The 18,043-nt window shown below is 52.8% G+C and carries 20 protein-coding genes; 4 read left to right on the top strand and 16 right to left on the bottom strand.

Features of this window, described 5'->3' with window-relative positions:
- Positions 1–41: 41 nt before the first annotated feature.
- The gene (gene hpt / locus OGX80_RS01105; RefSeq protein ID WP_024130701.1) at positions 42–578 is read left to right on the top strand and encodes a hypoxanthine phosphoribosyltransferase; all 537 of its coding nucleotides are present in this window, start codon (positions 42–44) and stop codon (positions 576–578) included.
- Positions 579–664: 86 nt separating this feature from the next.
- Here hpt and can read toward each other — a convergent pair whose 3' ends face one another.
- Positions 665–1,327 (bottom strand): carbonate dehydratase, encoded by a 663-nt coding sequence (can, locus tag OGX80_RS01100; protein WP_012134030.1) that lies wholly within the window; start codon positions 1,325–1,327, stop codon positions 665–667.
- Between the two features lie 232 nt (positions 1,328–1,559).
- On the opposite strand from can, the gene OGX80_RS01095 reads away from it, so the two are divergent.
- The 3 genes from OGX80_RS01095 (at position 1,560) to OGX80_RS01085 (ending at position 3,797) form a co-directional block, all read left to right on the top strand.
- Positions 1,560–2,486 carry an ABC transporter ATP-binding protein gene (locus OGX80_RS01095; protein WP_012134029.1) on the top strand — a complete coding sequence of 309 codons (927 nt, stop codon included), beginning with the start codon at positions 1,560–1,562 and terminating at the stop codon, positions 2,484–2,486.
- Positions 2,483–3,253, top strand: a complete 771-nt coding sequence (locus tag OGX80_RS01090; RefSeq protein ID WP_012134028.1) for an ABC transporter permease — start codon at positions 2,483–2,485, stop codon at positions 3,251–3,253. Before OGX80_RS01095 ends, OGX80_RS01090 begins: the two co-directional genes overlap by 4 nt.
- A 103-nt stretch (positions 3,254–3,356) precedes the next feature.
- Positions 3,357–3,797 (top strand): PTS sugar transporter subunit IIA, encoded by a 441-nt coding sequence (locus OGX80_RS01085; protein ID WP_012134027.1) that lies wholly within the window; start codon positions 3,357–3,359, stop codon positions 3,795–3,797.
- 55 nt (positions 3,798–3,852) lie between these two features.
- On the opposite strand, the gene OGX80_RS01080 is transcribed toward OGX80_RS01085, so the two are convergent.
- The 15 genes from OGX80_RS01080 to sfsA all read right to left on the bottom strand — a co-directional run bounded on the left by OGX80_RS01080 (position 3,853) and on the right by sfsA (position 18,037).
- Positions 3,853–4,968 carry a fimbrial protein gene (locus OGX80_RS01080; RefSeq protein WP_115181983.1) on the bottom strand — a complete coding sequence of 372 codons (1,116 nt, stop codon included), beginning with the start codon at positions 4,966–4,968 and terminating at the stop codon, positions 3,853–3,855.
- An 8-nt stretch (positions 4,969–4,976) separates the two neighbouring features.
- Positions 4,977–5,585 carry a fimbrial-like protein gene (locus tag OGX80_RS01075; protein ID WP_012134025.1) on the bottom strand — a complete coding sequence of 203 codons (609 nt, stop codon included), beginning with the start codon at positions 5,583–5,585 and terminating at the stop codon, positions 4,977–4,979.
- 18 nt (positions 5,586–5,603) lie between these two features.
- Entirely contained in the window at positions 5,604–6,170 is a 567-nt protein-coding gene (locus OGX80_RS01070; RefSeq protein WP_012134024.1) for a fimbrial protein, read from the bottom strand.
- Between the two features lie 26 nt (positions 6,171–6,196).
- Positions 6,197–6,829, bottom strand: coding sequence for a fimbrial protein (locus tag OGX80_RS01065; RefSeq protein ID WP_115181982.1), 633 nt, complete (start codon positions 6,827–6,829; stop codon positions 6,197–6,199).
- 27 nt (positions 6,830–6,856) lie between these two features.
- The gene (locus OGX80_RS01060; protein WP_047458871.1) at positions 6,857–9,457 is read right to left on the bottom strand and encodes an outer membrane usher protein; all 2,601 of its coding nucleotides are present in this window, start codon (positions 9,455–9,457) and stop codon (positions 6,857–6,859) included.
- A gap of 64 nt (positions 9,458–9,521) precedes the next feature.
- Positions 9,522–10,265 (bottom strand): fimbrial chaperone, encoded by a 744-nt coding sequence (locus tag OGX80_RS01055; protein ID WP_049009322.1) that lies wholly within the window; start codon positions 10,263–10,265, stop codon positions 9,522–9,524.
- An 80-nt stretch (positions 10,266–10,345) separates the two neighbouring features.
- Complete coding sequence (locus tag OGX80_RS01050; protein WP_115181980.1) at positions 10,346–10,936, bottom strand: fimbrial protein; 591 nt, start codon at positions 10,934–10,936, stop codon at positions 10,346–10,348.
- Between the two features lie 421 nt (positions 10,937–11,357).
- Positions 11,358–11,738: an aspartate 1-decarboxylase gene (gene panD / locus OGX80_RS01045; protein WP_012134019.1), complete on the bottom strand. Its 381-nt coding sequence runs from the start codon at positions 11,736–11,738 to the stop codon at positions 11,358–11,360.
- Between the two features lie 92 nt (positions 11,739–11,830).
- Complete coding sequence (gene panC / locus OGX80_RS01040; protein ID WP_024130695.1) at positions 11,831–12,685, bottom strand: pantoate--beta-alanine ligase; 855 nt, start codon at positions 12,683–12,685, stop codon at positions 11,831–11,833.
- A gap of 118 nt (positions 12,686–12,803) precedes the next feature.
- Positions 12,804–13,595, bottom strand: coding sequence for a 3-methyl-2-oxobutanoate hydroxymethyltransferase (panB, locus tag OGX80_RS01035; protein WP_012134017.1), 792 nt, complete (start codon positions 13,593–13,595; stop codon positions 12,804–12,806).
- A gap of 120 nt (positions 13,596–13,715) precedes the next feature.
- Complete coding sequence (gene folK, locus OGX80_RS01030; RefSeq protein WP_115181979.1) at positions 13,716–14,195, bottom strand: 2-amino-4-hydroxy-6-hydroxymethyldihydropteridine diphosphokinase; 480 nt, start codon at positions 14,193–14,195, stop codon at positions 13,716–13,718.
- On the bottom strand, positions 14,192–15,589 hold the full coding sequence (gene pcnB / locus OGX80_RS01025; RefSeq protein ID WP_204267647.1) for a polynucleotide adenylyltransferase PcnB: 1,398 nt from the start codon (positions 15,587–15,589) through the stop codon (positions 14,192–14,194). The genes folK and pcnB overlap by 4 nt, the downstream gene beginning before the upstream one ends.
- A gap of 69 nt (positions 15,590–15,658) precedes the next feature.
- Complete coding sequence (gene gluQRS, locus OGX80_RS01020) at positions 15,659–16,555, bottom strand: tRNA glutamyl-Q(34) synthetase GluQRS (protein WP_115182357.1); 897 nt, start codon at positions 16,553–16,555, stop codon at positions 15,659–15,661.
- Positions 16,556–16,699: 144 nt separating this feature from the next.
- The gene (gene dksA, locus OGX80_RS01015) at positions 16,700–17,155 is read right to left on the bottom strand and encodes an RNA polymerase-binding protein DksA (protein WP_001155231.1); all 456 of its coding nucleotides are present in this window, start codon (positions 17,153–17,155) and stop codon (positions 16,700–16,702) included.
- A gap of 177 nt (positions 17,156–17,332) precedes the next feature.
- Positions 17,333–18,037 carry a DNA/RNA nuclease SfsA gene (sfsA, locus tag OGX80_RS01010; protein WP_012134013.1) on the bottom strand — a complete coding sequence of 235 codons (705 nt, stop codon included), beginning with the start codon at positions 18,035–18,037 and terminating at the stop codon, positions 17,333–17,335.
- Positions 18,038–18,043: the final 6 nt, after the last annotated feature.

Genomic DNA, 18,043 nt, shown 5'->3' with positions numbered 1-18,043 from the left:
AGGCATGAAGTGATTTGTTTTTAAATCATATGGTTAGAGATATGAAACATACTGTAGAAGTAATGATCCCCGAAGCGGAGATCAAAGCGCGCATTGCCGAACTGGGTCGTCAGATTACTGAACGTTATAAAGACAGCGGCAGTGACATGGTGCTGGTAGGTCTGCTGCGTGGCTCATTTATGTTTATGGCGGATCTGTGCCGCGAGGTACAGGTGTCTCATGAAGTCGATTTTATGACCGCCTCCAGCTACGGTAGCGGCATGTCCACCACTCGCGATGTGAAAATTCTCAAGGACCTGGATGAAGATATCCGTGGCAAGGATGTGCTGATTGTCGAAGATATTATCGATTCCGGGAATACGCTGTCGAAAGTACGGGAAATCCTGAGCCTGCGTGAGCCAAAGTCTCTGGCGATTTGTACGCTGCTGGATAAGCCGTCTCGCCGTGAGGTTGACGTCCCGGTTGAGTTTATCGGTTTCTCGATCCCGGATGAGTTCGTTGTGGGTTACGGCATTGACTATGCTCAGCGTTATCGCCATCTGCCGTATGTTGGTAAAGTGGTGCTGCTGGACGAGTAAGAACGTTGTGCCGGATGGCGCTACAGGTGCTATGTCCGTAGAAATGTAGGCCGGGTAAGGCGTAGCCGCCACCCGGCAATACACGTTTACTTGTGGTTAATATGCTTTTTGCTGAGGTTTGAAACCCCCCGACGATAGCGCTGTTCCAGCGTTTCACGGTTGGTCGCCGTGACTTCCAGATCGCGCAGCAGGCCGTCGTGAATACCGTAGGCCCAGCCGTGAATCGTCACTTTCTGACCGCGTTTCCACGCGGACTGCATGATGGTTGAGTGGCCCAGGTTATATACCTGTTCCATCACGTTCAGCTCGCACAGGGTATCGATTCGACGCTCCTGCGGCATTTCTCCGAGTAATGAGCTATGTTTGAACCAGATATCGCGAATGTGCAGCAACCAGTTGTTAATTAACCCCAGTTCCGGGTTTTCAACAGCCGCCTGGACGCCGCCACAACCGTAGTGACCACAAATAATAATGTGTTCAACTTCCAGTACATCGACGGCATACTGCACCACGGAGAGGCAGTTGAGATCGGTGTGAATGACCAGGTTGGCAACATTGCGGTGAACAAATAATTCGCCTGGCTCAAGGCCGGTTAAACGTTCTGCGGGAACGCGGCTGTCGGAACATCCAATCCATAGAAAGCGCGGTTTCTGCGCTTGCGCCAGTTTCTCAAAAAATCCGGGATCCTCTTCCACCAGCATTTTTGACCATAGTGCATTGTTGCTGATGAGTGTATCTATGTCTTTCATGGAGGTTAACGACCTGTAACCAAATAAGTGCGTTGGGCTAATATAGGGCAACTCCGGGATTATTTAAACCATATACTCGTCATTCTTCACGTTGCAGGTGCGTTGGCTTCCTCGCTCACCCCGGTCACTTACTGGTGTAAGCTTCCGGGGATTCACTGCGTTGCCGCCTTCCTGCAACTCGAATTATTTAGAGTGTAAATAAAGTGTAAGAACGTAAGGTAAGTAAAAATTCATGACCATTGCACTGGAACTTCAGCAACTTAAAAAAACGTATCCGGGCGGCGTTCAGGCGCTCCGTGGGATCGATTTGCAGGTTGAGGCGGGTGATTTTTATGCGCTTCTGGGGCCAAACGGGGCGGGGAAATCAACCACCATTGGCATTATCAGCTCGCTGGTTAACAAAACCTCCGGGCGCGTCTGCGTCTTTGGTTACGACCTTGAAAAAGATGTGGTCAACGCCAAACGCCAGCTTGGCCTGGTGCCGCAGGAATTTAACTTCAACCCGTTTGAAACCGTCCAGCAGATCGTCGTCAATCAGGCGGGGTACTACGGCGTTGAGCGTAAAGAAGCCGTTGCGCGCAGCGAAAAGTATCTGAAACAACTCGATCTGTGGGAAAAACGTAACGAACGTGCGCGTATGCTCTCCGGCGGGATGAAGCGTCGTTTGATGATCGCCCGGGCGCTGATGCATGAGCCGAAACTGTTGATTCTGGATGAACCCACCGCAGGGGTGGATATTGAACTTCGCCGCTCAATGTGGGGCTTTTTGAAGGATTTAAACGACAAAGGCACCACGATCATCCTGACGACGCACTATCTTGAAGAAGCGGAAATGCTGTGTCGCAACATCGGTATCATTCAGCACGGCGCGCTGGTGGAAAACACCTCGATGAAAAATCTGCTCTCTAAGCTGAAATCCGAGACGTTTATTCTCGATCTGGCGGCGAAAAGCCCGCTGCCGAGGCTGGAAGGCTATCAGTACCGTCTGGTGGATACCTCGACGCTGGAGGTCGAAGTATTGCGGGAACAGGGCATCAATAGCGTCTTTTCGCAATTGAGCAGCCAGGGCGTTCAGGTTCTCAGTATGCGTAACAAGGCAAACCGCCTGGAAGAACTGTTTGTCTCTCTGGTGCATGATAAAAAAGGAGATCGCGGATGATGCAGCTGTATTGGGTCGCGCTGAAAAGCATCTGGGCGAAAGAGATTAACCGCTTTATGCGTATCTGGGTGCAGACGCTGGTGCCGCCGGTCATCACCATGACGCTCTATTTTATTATCTTCGGTAATCTGATTGGCTCACGCATTGGCGAGATGCACGGTTTTAGCTATATGCAGTTTATCGTGCCGGGCTTAATCATGATGGCGGTGATCACCAACGCGTATGCCAATGTGGCCTCATCCTTCTTTAGCGCCAAATTCCAGCGCAACATTGAAGAACTGCTGGTGGCGCCTGTCCCGACGCACGTTATTATCGTCGGATATATTGGCGGCGGCGTGGCGCGCGGGCTGTGCGTAGGGGTTCTGGTTACGGTGATTTCGCTGTTCTTTGTGCCGTTCCAGGTACACTCCTGGGTGTTCGTGGCGTTAACGCTGGTGCTGACGGCGGTGCTGTTTTCGCTGGCAGGGCTGCTGAACTCGGTCTTTGCGAAGACCTTTGATGATATCAGCCTGATCCCGACGTTCGTGCTGACGCCGCTCACTTACCTAGGCGGGGTGTTTTATTCCCTGACGCTGCTACCGCCGTTCTGGCAAGGATTGTCGCATCTGAACCCGATTGTCTACATGATCAGCGGCTTCCGCTATGGTTTCCTGGGCATTCACGACGTACCGCTGGTCACTACGTTCGGCGTTCTGGCCGTGTTTATCCTGGCGTTTTACCTGCTGTGCTGGTACTTAATTCAGCGCGGACGCGGCTTGCGCACGTAATGTTTTTCCTCTCCTCCGCCGGGGGGAGAGGCAGACTTTGACGTTTATCACCCTTACTCATTTATCACACTGATAAACTACTTGCTTGCTAAGGAGGTAGGCTATGTTGGGTTGGGTGATTACCTGTCATGACGATCGCGCGCAGGAGCTACAGGATCGTCTGGAAGAAAAACATGGCCCGCTGGCGCAGTGCCGGGCGGTGAACTTCTGGCGCGGCCTGAGTACCAATATGCTCAGCCGTATGATGTGTGAAGCATTACACCAGGCGGATTCCGGCGATGGGGTGATCTTTTTAACGGACACGTCCGGCGCCGCGCCTTATCGTGTGGCGTCGCTGATGAGCCATAAACATTCCGGCTGCGAAGTGATTGCTGGTGTGACGTATTCATTGCTTGAAGAAATGCTTGCCGCACGGGAATCCATGAGCAGCGCGGCGTTCCGTGACACCATTGTTTCCCTCGGCGCGCCCGATGTCACCAGTCTCTGGCATCAACAGCAAAAAAATCCGCCTTTTGTGCTAAAGCATGATTTGTACGCGTACTGACGGTCAATTCGTGGAAGCGATGATGCGGCTGACAGGTAGTCAGCCGCAGGGAACGTTATTCGTAGCTGAGGGTGAAAGTACCGACGGTTTCAAAAGTGCCGGCTTTAATTGTACCGATTTTGATTAACTGCCCGGTGAAATCCAGACCAATAGATTCATGATACCACTCACGATTTCCGCTGTAGGTGATACCGACACGCTCCGAACCGTCTACCTTCATTGTTTGTGTGTTGTTATTGATAATGGAACGAATTTTTACGCCCACGCCCTCGGCGCTCCCTGAAGAGTTGGTGAGAATCGTATTGTCTGCGCCATGATTGCCGGTCAGGGTGACAGTAACGGTCGTCAATGAGCAGCGGAATAAGTTAAACGTAAACGGCTTTTCTACCGACTCGCCCGTTTTTTCGAAATCGGAACGGTAAAAGTCGCCAAAATCCACGTCCCGATCGTATTCGTCATTATTTATCCCCATTCCCTGGCAGGTCGGCTCCATGACGGAAAACGCCATCGATGCTCCACTCATCATAAGGTCGAGATCGTTTTGCCCGGCATCTCCTATGTGCAGAGTACCGATTTTCCCTGGCAGCGCGTTCCCGTCCGTCTGACCATTTCGGGGGTGGTAGTCTGGCGTCTGATACATCGTGACGAAGATATCCCAGTTGCGTGTTGCGCTAGGCCCCGTCCAGGGGGCATCGCCATGGCTTGGGAAGGTTGACGTTCCTCCGGGCAGCGGCAGGTTTAAATCCAGATCGTTAGTGTTGTTGCCGTTGTGGCAGTTCCCGATACACCTCACGGAATAGGTGTAAACAATGCCGGGAATCGAGGTTTTGAGCAGCCCGGTAGGGCCATCTGACCCCTGAGTGGTATAGTGATCCCACAAATTGGCGTCGGTAGGGCCGGTCAACGTTACGGCATTGCTCCCACTACCTCCGCATGTGATGGGCGCCGCTCCCTGGAATAAAGGGAAATCACCCTCCATAGACTGAGGGTTCATAATGATGAGCGGCGTATCGATGCCTCCGATGGGGCCAATGAGCGTTCTGGCAGTCCAGAAAGCAGGTATACTGGCCTGCTGTGTCGTAAAATGACATGCGGTGTCTGCTAACGCTTGCCTGGCGAAAATGGAGAGCACGCAAAATAATAGCGGCAGTAAATAGCGTAATTTCATCATAAATCCCTTTACTGATAGGTTACATTGACCACTACATTGCTGGTCACCAGTCCGTTGCCGACATCGCCCGTGTTCTGGTAGCGGGCGTAAAACACATAATCTGCTGGAAAGAGCGGTGCCGCTTGCCCGCTAAGGTCATACGCTACGTCGGAACTGCCATCGCTATTCAATACGTTCGTGTGGTGTGTGGCGGAAAAAACAACCACACCGACATTTCTGGCCTGATCGCTGACCGCGTTATTGATAAATACCTGGCTGTTGTCGGGGTTTATACCGAATTGCGGTTCAAATCGAAAATGAAGCTGCTGGCTTCCTTCGCTTCCTGCTGGCGGCACGTCGCAGTTGACAACCTGAATGGTAAACGTTGTACCGCCAGCGTCCGTTTCCGGCCGCAGGCGATCGCTGTTGTCCGTATTGTAAAACCAACTGCGCGTGACGGTTGGCAACTCGACATTACCGCCATTTTCCAGGCTTACTTGGCAGGTATTGGCCAGAATCTTCGCCTTAAAATTGACGTCCATTCCGCTGTCGTCAGCCTGACTGACGACAGGCCACAGTCCTGCCAGGCCCACCAGCAGGGCGAAAGTAAATCGCATAAAAAATAGTGTCTGTCGCATAGTTGCCCGCTGGCTACATTACTGGTAGGTGACTAAAAAGGTGATAAGCGACGTCGCTTCACCTGTTGTGATATCAGCGGCTGTTTTACCGTTCGCAACGACCCAGCGAGCCACCAGAGGATAGGTGTAGCTCTGGTTCATATTCTTCGAACCAAACGAATGCGTCAGTACATTCGAAGGGTTGCCCGTCTGGCAGGCTAACTGGGTGCCTGAGTCTGCGGCGGTTTCCCAGATCTCGACGGCGGTATTCGTGGCGCCTGTTGTCGCGTAGGAGTCGCCGGAACAGGTATTGCCCGCCCCTGGCTGAGCCGCCACGGTTGTGGTTAACACGCCCGCGCATTCGGTCAGTGCGATATTAAAGGATTCGGTACGCGTACCGACTTCGTTCTTATACAGATCGCCGAAGTCAATCGTGCTGGTCGGGCCATCTGCATCCGTCACCTGGGTGTTACAGGTGCCAGGGAGGATCTCAGTGGTAAAGATAGCCTGCAACTGATTGGTGCCTGTCACCGGGGCGGCGTGGGTCAGGCCGCTGAATAATCCACCAGCTACCGCCAGCGCGAGAAAAAGAGAATTAGATTTCATTATGATGCTCCGTTATATCGCAGGAATTATTCATAGCTAAAGTTAAAGGTTGCTGTTGCCTGGAAGGCGCCAACCGCCGGGGTTGTACCGGAGATCCTTGTCGTCACCAGACGCGCCACAAGGTCGACCTGTTTGCTGTCTATTTCAGCAGGACTCCATTTAATTACCTCGGCATCGTTATCTGAGGTCTCCGTTTCGTTGGCAAAAATAGCAAAATAGCTGGTTGGCGCACTGACACGAGAGAATTTCAGGCCAATCCCGGTGGGGCCTGTCTCACCCGTACCGGGGAGGAGGATGGTTTTCGGCGTACCGCCGTCGTAACCGGAGGTCGTGCCGCTGATGGAGGCTTTAATTCCGGTTACGGATTCCGGGCAGTTTTTAATTTTCAGGGCGAATTGCGCCATCGTTGGCCCTGACGCTGCCTCGCTGGTCTGGTATTTAATGATATCGCCCAGCGACACTTTGCCGTCGGCGCCGATGATGATGGTGGAGCTACTGTCCGAGTCATTAATCGTCATATCACAGGTTGTGTCCCGGATATTGGCTCGGAAGGTAATGTCGATGCTGTCGCCGTTGTCTGCATGAACGGATGAACACACCGCCAGCGCTAACATAGCGACAGGTAAACTGCGGAGATATTTATTACTTTTTAAAGTCATTAAGGGAACTCCCTGTAGAAAAATAACTTATTGCATATGACAGAGTTGATTGTTCAGGATTGTGGTTAATCCTGCCTTTTGTGCGCTGTCGGTAATGTGATAATTCACCGTACAGGCGCTACCTGCTTCTTTACCCCAGACAACTCGCAGGGTGCCCTGATCTTCTACGCCGCGCACATAAGCCTGCCCGGCCTGACCGACGGCGCCGACCAGCTCGCCTTTATCGGTCAGGACGTCTGCGCCGAGTGGAATAAAGCCTTTATCGTTGCGTAGAAGTTCAAGGATGAGAGAACGACCTTCGTCGGTTTCGAAGTTGACCAGCACCACGGCGCCATCACGCGGGACGATGGTTTCACTGGTGTTTTTGACCTCGACGTCGGCGTCCAGAGAACTGATATTCAGCCCAACGCGGTTCTCACGGTAAGCCGAGGCATACGGCATAATCGCGTATCCTGAACGACCTATTTCACCTTTGCCGTAACCGAGCTGCGCGCCTTTTGCGCCGCTGGCATGAACCAGAATGATGGGGCCGGTGTCACTTAACGTTCCTGGCGCCATCGTCAGGCCGCCAGTGTGAACCACCATGCCGCCGCTATAGTTGGCGGAATATTGTTTGCTGCTGTCATCGCTAAAAGAGGTAGAGACTGACAGAGGGCCATACGGACTGCTCCACGAGCCGTAACCGCTGATCTGATTCAAATCGCCATAATCACCGGTATTGCTTGCCGTACTGATGGAGTAGTTAATCTTACCGTCTTCAGTATTACCGCTGGCGGTGTTGTTAAAGTTGGCGCTGCCTTCCATATCCGTACGCGCGCTCATATTGACGTTGTTAAAACCGGCAATATTTTTACGTTCACTGGAGAACGTGCTTAACGGAATGCTGACGTTGAGATAAACGCTGTCATCTTTTTCGCCATCTTCATCATAGGTACGCTGGAGCGAGATGCTGTAGCTGCCATAGCGGAAGTCATTGCTGTAACCTGCGCTGTAGTTTGAGGTGGAACCACTCTCATTCCAGTAGTCTTCCCAGGTGCCGGTGACATAGAGCGAGCCGTAGTTTTCACCATTGAACGCCAGCGGTTGACTGACGCTAATCTGAAACTGGTTTTTCATACGCTGATAGTCAGAATAGAGTTCGTCGCTGGACTCATATGACTGATTCTTATAGCTGCCGTATTTCACGTCGTCGTGCAGCGCGGCGGCGTCCCGCAAGCTGAGGTAGTCTTCCGTCGAGAAACGGTATGCCGCCACATTGAATGAGGTGTCGGTGGTTTCGATGACTTTGCTGTACGTCAGGCGATAGCTTTGGCCGGTCAGCGTTCCCAGCTCGTCAATTTGTGCATGTGACTGCGTGACGTCTAACGCGAAGGCGCCGATCGCGGTGTTCATCGCCACGCCAAGCAAACCGGCGTAAAAATCCATGTCGCTGTACTGCACGCCCGCGTAGCCGGTAAAGGTGTTGTTGAGACCGTAATACCAAGTGGCGTAACCAATGTTCGGTCTGTCATGCAGCGAATCGTCGTTCAGTTCGCCCGCGCCAAACTCCCAGCGTGAGGTTCCCGGACGCATCATCTGCGTAACCGAGGAAAAAGGAACCGTGAAGGTTCTCTTGCTGCCGTCAGACTCTTCTACAGTCACCTGTAGATCGTTACCGTAGCCGGTGGTGCTGAGATCGCTCAGTTCAAACGGGCCTGGCGGTACGGTGGTTTCATAAATTTTGCTGCCGCTTTGCATGACGGTGACTTTGGCGTTGCTGTTAGCGACGCCACGAATGACCGGTGAGTAGTTGGTACGGCCTTCCGGGCGCATGCGATCGTCGCTGTACAGGCGCATCCCGCGCAGGCTGACGGAGTCGAAGGTGTCGCCGTTGGTGTAGGTTTCGCCCGCCACAACCTGCGCGGTTAACGCCGGAATATCGCGCTGGAGGTAAATGTCCTGGCTGGAGTAATCCGAACCGTTGTCTTTATCCCAGTTGTAGGTGCCGCGGGAGCGCAGCCGCCATGCGCCCAAATTCAGCCCATATTGCAGACCGGCGTAAGCCGTGTCGGAATTATTGCCATCGCTTTCGCTATGCCAGGCGTTGAGGTTGTACGACAGCAACGCCGCCGGAATACCTGCATCCCATAATGATGGATCGACATATCCCGCCGGGCGTTTGAGAACGTAAAGCTGCGGCATCGTCAATTCCAGGGTAAGTTTTGAGGTATCGAAATTCACCGACGAGTGGGGGTAATATTTTTTGATATCAATACAGGTTGTATCATCGTCGGAAATAGTATTCCCCAGCACGCTACTATCAACGCCCGCTTGTTTCAGCAACAATGCGGTAATACACGGCGTGGCGCGTGGCGTTCCGTTATCTTTAAATTCGATGTTTTGCGTCGATTTATTTTCACCGTTCAGGCTTATTTTCGCCCGGTAGGTTCCCGGTAATATTGGATTACCCTGAGCATAACGGCTTACATCGACTGCACTCCCCATATTCAGCAGGAATTGATCGTTAAACTCTACCATTTCCTCTGAGTCGGGAGCAGAGGACTGTGCAGGCGTATTTCCCGTCGCATGAACAGAGAACGGCAATGCCGCACTAATGGCGAGACATAATAGAGATCGTCGAAAAATCATAACAAGTCCAGTCGATTAAAGCGGGTTGCCGTTATATAAGAAGAAAAAATATATTTTTAATTTATTAATTAACGTTGGCGGTGAGTTTTTCCGTTCCGCCAAAATCATTGATAGCGATATACACCACTTCTCCGCTGGCGTTATTCGTTAATCCTTTAACCGTCATGGTTTCGCTGGAGAACGGCTTAATCGACTTACTGTCAATTTCATACTCTTTGGCGCCGACCTTAAACGTTGCGCTGGAGAGTGAAACGTTATAGGGCGAGTCGTTACGGCCAACTAAAGACAGGGTGTTGCCCTGGCGCGTTTGCGACCATTTAACCTGCTTCATCGCCTCACCCGGGGTGCCTTTTAAGCCGTCCGGGCGGAAAAATAGCTTAATACGGGTACGGAAAGCGAGTTGCAGTTGGTTCTGGCTTTCGCCGTCTTTCGCCGTTGCTTTTTTGGGGATTTCCAGCACGTTAAACCAGAATAAGGATTCCCGATCCTGCGGCAGCGGCTGCTGTAAATATGTCACACGCACAGACTGGCCTTTCCCTGGATCGATGCGTGAAATGGGTGGGGTAATGACAAAAGGCAGTTTTAATTCCTGCGGGTTAACGTTCGGGCTCCCGTCATCCAGCCAGATCTGAAGTAACAGCGGGTTTTTGCCTCGGTTATCCAGGTTCACAATCACATCTTTCATGGATTGTTGATATACGATGCGTGTGCCGGAGATAACCACGTCGGCGCATGCCTGAAAAGAGGCGATGCCGATCATGGCGGCGGTGAGGGTTTTTAATCCGGTTTTTAACGTCAGGCTGAACATGATGCTATCCACTCCCTGTTGGATGTAACGAAAACATCCTCTGGCTTAAGCCAGAGGATGAAGAACGACAGTCCTGTTGCTTATTGGTAGTTCATGGTGAAGGCAACCTGTGCCTGCACGGAACCGCTGGTTACGCCAGTAGCCGGGCCCATATAAGCGACGGTGTAGTTCAGTTCGCCTTTGCCATCAGTCAGCGTGGTTGACTGAGTGTTGTTAGGATGATCGATTTTGATCAGATCGGTCTTCGTGTTGCCATCGTTGTGCAGAACCAGGCTTACGTTGGTTGCTGAACCTTGCAGGCCAGTTGGTGGAACCAGCGCGCCTTCGTTGTTTGCGGAAGAACCGCCCCAGGAATCAAACTGCGCATCAGCAGACTGCAACTCAGTATCCGCACAGGAAACGGACAGCGCGAACTTAGCCTGGCCCAGGGTGCTGTTAACGTCGGCAGCAGTACCAGCGGCGAAGTCTTCTACTGACACGGTCGGCAGAGTGACGTTGAAGTCTTTAGTTGTCTGGGAACTCAGTGGATCATCTTTCAGCGTGATGTTACAGGTATTCGGGGTGACCAGGCCGTGGAAGGTGATGGTGCCACGATCCGCGTCTGCTGCGAATGCTGAACTGGAAATAGTTGCCAGAACTGCCGCAGCTAATGCGTATTTTTTCAATGCCATTTTGGTAAACATCCGTATTAGATAATAAGTGTACTTTACGTTTTTAGAAAAAGTACTTCGTCTGTTAAGCGTAAAGGCCGGCCGGGGAATTACATTAACTTTGCGGAGTATAGGAAAATATTTATTGATAATTGTAATTATCTTTACTTAAATGGTGTTTAAGTAAACTTAACTGATGGTTATTTTGTTGAAAGGTAAGTGTTTTTATTTTTGGTTATTCACCTGATGAATTTGTGAGGAAAAGAATTTAATGATATAAATAAATATAACGATGGATTGTTGAACGTTTGTTTAAATTTTCTGATAACGCCTCAACTAATATTATTAGTTGTCCTGATAAGAAAGGCCGGAATTATTTAAAATAAAAGGAGCTGAAGTTTTTCGGCTCCTTTTATTAATATAATAATATATTTGGGAAATATCAGGCAACCTGTACCGGGATCGCTTTCGCGGTGCGCTTCATTTCATTATCGCCTTCAAAATAGGCGACGTTGGGCTGCCAGCGACGCGCTTCTTCGTCTGACATGGTAACGAAACTTGCGATGATCACGATATCGCCCACCGCAGCGCAGTGCGCCGCTGCGCCGTTCACGGAGATGATTCTGGAACCACGTTCGGCGGCAATCGCATAGGTTGAGAAGCGCTTGCCGTTAGTCACGTTCCAGATATCAATGGCTTCATTTTCAAGAATACCGGCTGCGTCCAGAAAATCCTGATCAATGGCGCAGGAACCTTCGTAGTGCAGGTCCGCCTGAGTCACTTTCACGCGGTGGAGTTTGCCCTGCAGCATAGTGCGAATCATAACTTCTACCTTTAAATCTTAGCGATAACGAAGCAGGCGTCGCCTGCTTTGAGGAAATTCTCAGGCAGTATTGCCTGATTTTTAACCCCTGTCTACTGGGTTAATGTAACGGACTGATTGTCGATCAGGCGAGCCTGACCCAGCCATGCCGCCATCAGGATCACCGCGCGTTTGCTACTATCGGTGAGTTCCAGCAGCGTGTCCGCGTCGCGAATCTGAATGTCATCGGCGCGGAAGCCTTTCTCATTCAGCTCCTGCTCGGCGACGGCGATCATCTCTTCCAGATCGCGATTACCCGCCAGCAATTTCTCGGCGACGCTGTTCATCACCTTATTTAAGCCGGGAGCAATTTTGCGCTGTTCGGCGGTCAGGTAACCGTTACGCGAACTCAGCGCTAAACCATCTTTGGCGCGAATAATCGGTACGCCGACGATCTCGATGTCGTAGCCCATATCGGCCACCATCTTGCGGATTAAAGCCAGTTGCTGGAAGTCCTTTTCGCCAAAGCAGGCGATGTCCGGCTGGACGAGATTGAAGAGTTTGCTGACGATGGTGGAAACACCACGGAAATGACCCGGACGGCTGGCGCCTTCCAGCATGGTGGACAGCCCAGGAACATCAACGTAAGTCTGGCCGTCGGTGCCTTGCGGGTAAATTTCCGCTGGCGCCGGCGCGAACACGAAATCCACTTTGCGTTTGTTCAGCTTTTCGCAATCTTCCTGCAACGTTCGTGGGTAGCGTACCAGATCGTCCGGGCGGTCAAACTGCATTGGGTTCACGAAAATACTGACCACCACGACGTCAGCGCGCGCTTTCGCTTCCTCAACCAGTTTCATATGACCATCGTGCAGGTTGCCCATCGTTGGCACCAGCGCAATGCGTTTACCGTCCTGGCGCAGGCGGCGAATATGCTGTCGCAGCAGCGGCAGGGTTTCAATAATTAGCACAACAAGACTCCTTAAGTTGCCTGATGGACAGTGGTTTGTAGGCCTGATAAGCGTAGCGCCATCAGGCATTTTGCCGGATGGCGACGCAGGGCGTTTTATCCGGCCTACAAGCACCCCATTAATGGAAGCTGTGTTCTTCGCCCGGATAGACGCTGGACTCAACCTCGGCAATATACTGCCGCACGGCGGCGCGCATGTCGCCTGCTTCCGCCAGGAAATTTTTAGCAAATTTCGGAATGTGGCCGCCGGTAATGCCGAAGGCGTCGTGCATCACCAGGATCTGACCGTCGGTTACGTTGCCTGCGCCAATGCCGATGACCGGAATAGAGAGCGCTTCGGTGACGCGTTTAGCAAGCTCAACCGGCACGCATTCCAGCACCAGCAACTGCGCGCCTGCCGCTTCCAGCGCCAGCGCATCATCCAGCAGTACCTGCCCCGCATCGCCGCGCCCCTGGATCTTATAGCCGCCAAAGATATTGACGGACTGCGGCGTCAGTCCCAGATGGCCGCACACCGGCACCGCGCGTTCGGTGAGCATTTTTACCGTATCGACCAGCCAGGCGCCGCCTTCGATTTTGACCATATTCGCCCCCGCGCGCATCACCACGGCGGCGTTTTCAAACGCCTGCTCCGGGGTGGCATAGGCCATAAACGGCAGGTCGGAGAGCAGGAGACAGTTAGGCGCGCCACGGCGCACCGCACGCGTGTGGTAAGCGATATCTTCTACGGTAACAGGCAGGGTGGAATCGTGTCCCTGAACCGTCATGCCCAGCGAGTCGCCTACCAGCATCACGTTGATACCCTCGTCAGCGAAGAGTCTGGCAAAGCTGTAATCGTAGGCGGTGATAGTTGCGAAGCGCTTTTTCTCTTGCTTACATTTTTGCAGCAAGGCGATAGTCGTCGGTTTCATAACGTTTCCTGATGGTGGAGGTCATATTAACCGGCATTTTAACAGCAGCATTGATGGGGGCAATGGATTTAAGCAATCGATTAACCCGAAAGCAGTAAACGCTAAAGAGGGGCGGGCAATTTACCAGTAGGCAGGTTTTTCTGCTGCGAGGCGCGTGAGGTAATGATGCAGCGTGACGCCGCCCGGGAACACCAGGTCGGGGGCGATTTCAAAGAGCGGCCACAGCATAAAACCGCGATTTTTCATGTCGTAGTGCGGTATCGTCAGGCGGGGCGTGTTTATTACGTCATCACCAAACAGCATGATGTCGAGATCGAGCGTGCGCGGCCCCCAGCGTTCGGCTTTGCGAACGCGACCCTGTTGTAACTCAATACGCTGCGTGTGGTTGAGCAGTTCTTCCGGCGCCAGTTGGGTTTCCAGCGCAACGGCGGCGTTCAGGTAGTCGGGCTGATCCTGCGGGCCTAGCGGGGGAGTGCGGTAAAACGAGGAAACGGCAACAATGCGGCTGTCCGGGATGTCGCCGATAGCCTTCACGGCAGCATTAACCTGCTCCAGCGGAGAGGCTAAGTTGCTGCCGAGCGCGATATAGGCAACCGTCACGCGGTTCCCTCGCGGCGTGGCGCGCGTTTACGCGGACGACGATGGCGGCGGCGCGGCGCGGGGTCTTCATCCAGTTCATTCAGCATGCCTTTCTGATCGGGCGGCGCTGAAACCTGGAACTCGCCCCACCACTGCGCCAGACGTTGCAGTTCAGCGTTGTTTTCCACCTCGGCGCGCAACGCCAGCAGATCGTATGCGGCGCGGAATTTCGGATGCTCCAGCAGCTTCCAGGCGCGTTTGCCCTGGCGGCGGGACATCCGCAACTGGAGTTGCCAGATATCACGGGTTAACGTTGTGAGGCGTTTCGGGATCGCCAGCGAACGGCACGCTTCGTCCAGCACCTCGTTCATGGCCAGCGCAAAGGCGTCGTAATAGGCCAGGCCGCTCTCCTGAGCGATTTTCTGCGCCATTTCCAGAAGCGGATACCAGAACATGGCGGCAAACAAGAACGCCGGGTTAACGCGCATGTCGTTATGAATGCGGTTATCGGTATTTTTCAGCACCTGCGCAATGATGCGCTCCATCGCGCTGTCGCCGTTTTCGGTGAAATAACGCGTAATGGTGGGGAACAGGGGCTGGAACAGGCTGTATTCACGCAGCTTTTTGTAGGTTTCGAAACCATAGCCCGCTTGCAGAAGTTTCAGGGACTCTTCAAACAGACGCGCGGGCGGAATATCGTTGAGTAAGGTCGCCAGGCGCGGAATCGGCTCTGCGGTTTCCGGGCTGATGCGCATATCGAGTTTTGCGGCGAAACGGACTGCACGCAGCATTCGCACCGGATCTTCGCGGTAACGCGTTTCAGGGTTGCCGATCAGGCGAATCACGCCGTCTTTCAGATCCTGCATACCGCCGACGTAATCGCGCACGGTGAAATCCGCCACGCTGTAATAGAGGCTGTTAATGGTGAAGTCGCGACGCTGGGCGTCTTCTTCAATGGAGCCGAAGATGTTATCGCGCAACAGCATGCCGTTTTGCCCGCGCTGGGAGGTGGCGCGGTCGCTGTCGTTGCCTTCATGGTGACCACGAAATGTCGCCACTTCGATAATCTCCGGGCCGAACATGACGTGCGCCAGACGGAAACGGCGACCCACCAGACGACAGTTACGGAACAACTTCCGCACCTGATCCGGCGTTGCATTGGTGGTGACATCGAAATCTTTCGGTTTTTTGCCGAGCAGAAGATCGCGCACGCCGCCGCCAACCAGCCAGGCCTCATATCCCGCTTTATTGAGCCTGTACATTACTTTCAGAGCATTTTCACTGATATCTTTGCGGGAAATAGCGTGCTGCTCACGCGGGATTACCGTCATATGTGGACGGGCGACGGCAAGCTCGGCCTCGCTCTCCTCGCGGTTTAGCACCTTGCGGCAAAAATTAGCGACTCGGGTAAAAATAGTGCACCTCGGTAGTGTCAAACATCAATCAGGACAAGTTACTGCGTAAAAATAGCGGCTAATCATAGCTCAGCAAGACGCATTTGAGAATGCTGGATTTACACTTGCCGATTCCGGCACCGTCGTAAGCGTCCAGTTATCCACCGCATACTGCAATAATTCGTCGGTATGCATATCCTGCCATTGCGCCGTGGCGTTCTGGCCCAGAAAGCGCAGCGCGGCAATGAGTACGGGGCGTGGATCGCCCTCCGGCAAGGCTGGGGCATGATTCTGTTTGGAAAGTTTAGCGCCTTGTTCGTTGAGCGCCAACGGCAGATGAATATAGTCCGGCGCGCGCCAGCCGAACTGCTGGTACAACGAAATTTGCCGTACCGTGGGTTCGATTAAATCCGCGCCGCGCACGATTTCCGTGACGCCCTGAAAATGATCGTCCACGACCACCGCCAGGTTATAGGCGAACAGACCATCGCGGCGATGAATAATAAAATCCTCACTCGCCAGCAGCGGGTCGGCCTGGATATCGCCGCGCAGCACGTCATGAAATTGCATCACCGGACTGAACTGTTTAATCCGCACGGCGGCATTTTCCGGCCCATGCTGCAAGGTTCGGCAATGGCCGTCGTAAACGCCGCCGATGCGTTGAATACGCGCGCGTGGGCAGGTGCAGTAGTAGCTTAAATTCTGCTGGCGCAGCCAGGCGAGCGCGTCGCGGTAGGCGTCATGGCGTTGGGACTGCCACAATATATCGCCATCCCAGTGCAGGCCGTAATGTTCCAGCTGACGCAGAATTGTCTCTGCGGCACCGGGAACTTCACGAGGGGGATCGATATCTTCAATGCGTACTCGCCAGATCCCATGCTGAGAGCGGGCTCGCAGGTAACTACCGAGGGCGGCGATCAGTGAACCAAAGTGCAGCTCGCCAGAGGGGGACGGGGCGAAGCGGCCAATATAGTGTGCGTTGGTCATACCGGTGGACAATATAAAAGAATAAGGCGGGAGATAACCCGCCCGGATTTTGCCGGATGGCGGCGCAAACCCTTCATCCGGCCTATGAATTGTTGCCAGGCAGGATAAGCGTAGCGCCATCCGGCGTTCTACGGTCTGACGGGATTAGCCCGCCATTTGTTTTTCGCGGATCTCAGCCAGCGTTTTGCAGTCGATGCACAGATCGGCTGTTGGACGCGCTTCCAGACGGCGAATACCAATTTCGACACCGCAGGATTCGCAGTAGCCAAAATCTTCGTCTTCCACTTTCTTCAGCGTTTTCTCGATCTTTTTGATCAGTTTGCGCTCACGGGCGCGGTTACGCAGCTCAAGGCTAAATTCTTCTTCCTGCGCGGCACGGTCAACCGGATCAGGGAAGTTAGCCGCTTCGTCCTGCATATGAGTCACAGTGCGATCGACTTCATCCCTGAGTTGATTACGCCATGCTTCAAGAATACGCTTGAAGTGCGACAGCTGGGCTTCGTTCATATACTCTTCGCCCGGTTTCTCCTGGTACGGCTCCACCCCAGCGATGGCGAGAATACTCAGGGACGATGTTTTACGGTTTTGCCCTTCTTGCATGTTGCTTCTCCTTAACACGCACTATCGATCCCCATTGTCGGGGGAAAAATCAGGTCGCTATAAATAGCAGATGCTTTTCAGGATAGCAATTATCTAAACGTAACACTTGACAACCCTGTGAGGAAAAGCGTATTTGCGTACGCGACCAGAATACTAATTAACCGATTGTTTACGCCATTATAAAGTCATGGGTAACGGTTCTTTTAGAGTCATACCTTCGGCAGAAAGTTCGGCTTTATAAACCAGAATTTCTACCCCCTTTAGCTGTGCTTCAATCAATAGTTGCGCATATTTTGCATCGATATGCCGCGCGGGTGAAAACCGTGTAATGGCTGAATGCAGCACCGCGAATAACACCACGGCGCGATGGCCTTCAGCCGCTACGCTCATCAGTTCCCGAAGGTGTTTTTGTCCCCGTAAGGTGACGGCATCGGGAAAATAACCATACTCTTGTTCCGCTAATGTGACCGATTTCACTTCAATATAGCAGTCGGGTCGGGAATCTGCCTGTAACATGAAATCAATACGGCTGCGTTCCGCGCCGTATTTTACTTCGCTTTTTAACAGGCTGTAGCCTGAAAGTTCTGAAAGCTGCTCATTCTGAATCGCTTCCTTCGTTAATCTGTTTGCCCACAGGGTGTTAACGCAGATAAGTGCGCCTGTCCGGGTTTGCGTTAATTCCCAGGTGTGCGGATATTTGCGTTTAGTATTTTCTGATGTCGAATACCAGACGGTATCGCCCGGCGTGGCACATCCGGTCATCGCACCGGTATTTGGGCAGTGTAACGTTAATTCCGTGCCGTCCGGCGTAATGACATCGGCTAAAAAACGTTTGTAGCGCTGAATTAAGGTGGCGCGCTGCAATGGCGGAGAGAACTGCATGTGATT

The organism is Citrobacter sp. CK194, from assembly GCF_030333395.1.
GTDB classification, from domain to species: Bacteria; Pseudomonadota; Gammaproteobacteria; order Enterobacterales; family Enterobacteriaceae; genus Citrobacter_B; species Citrobacter_B koseri.
This window is presented reverse-complemented; position numbering and strand designations above follow the sequence as displayed.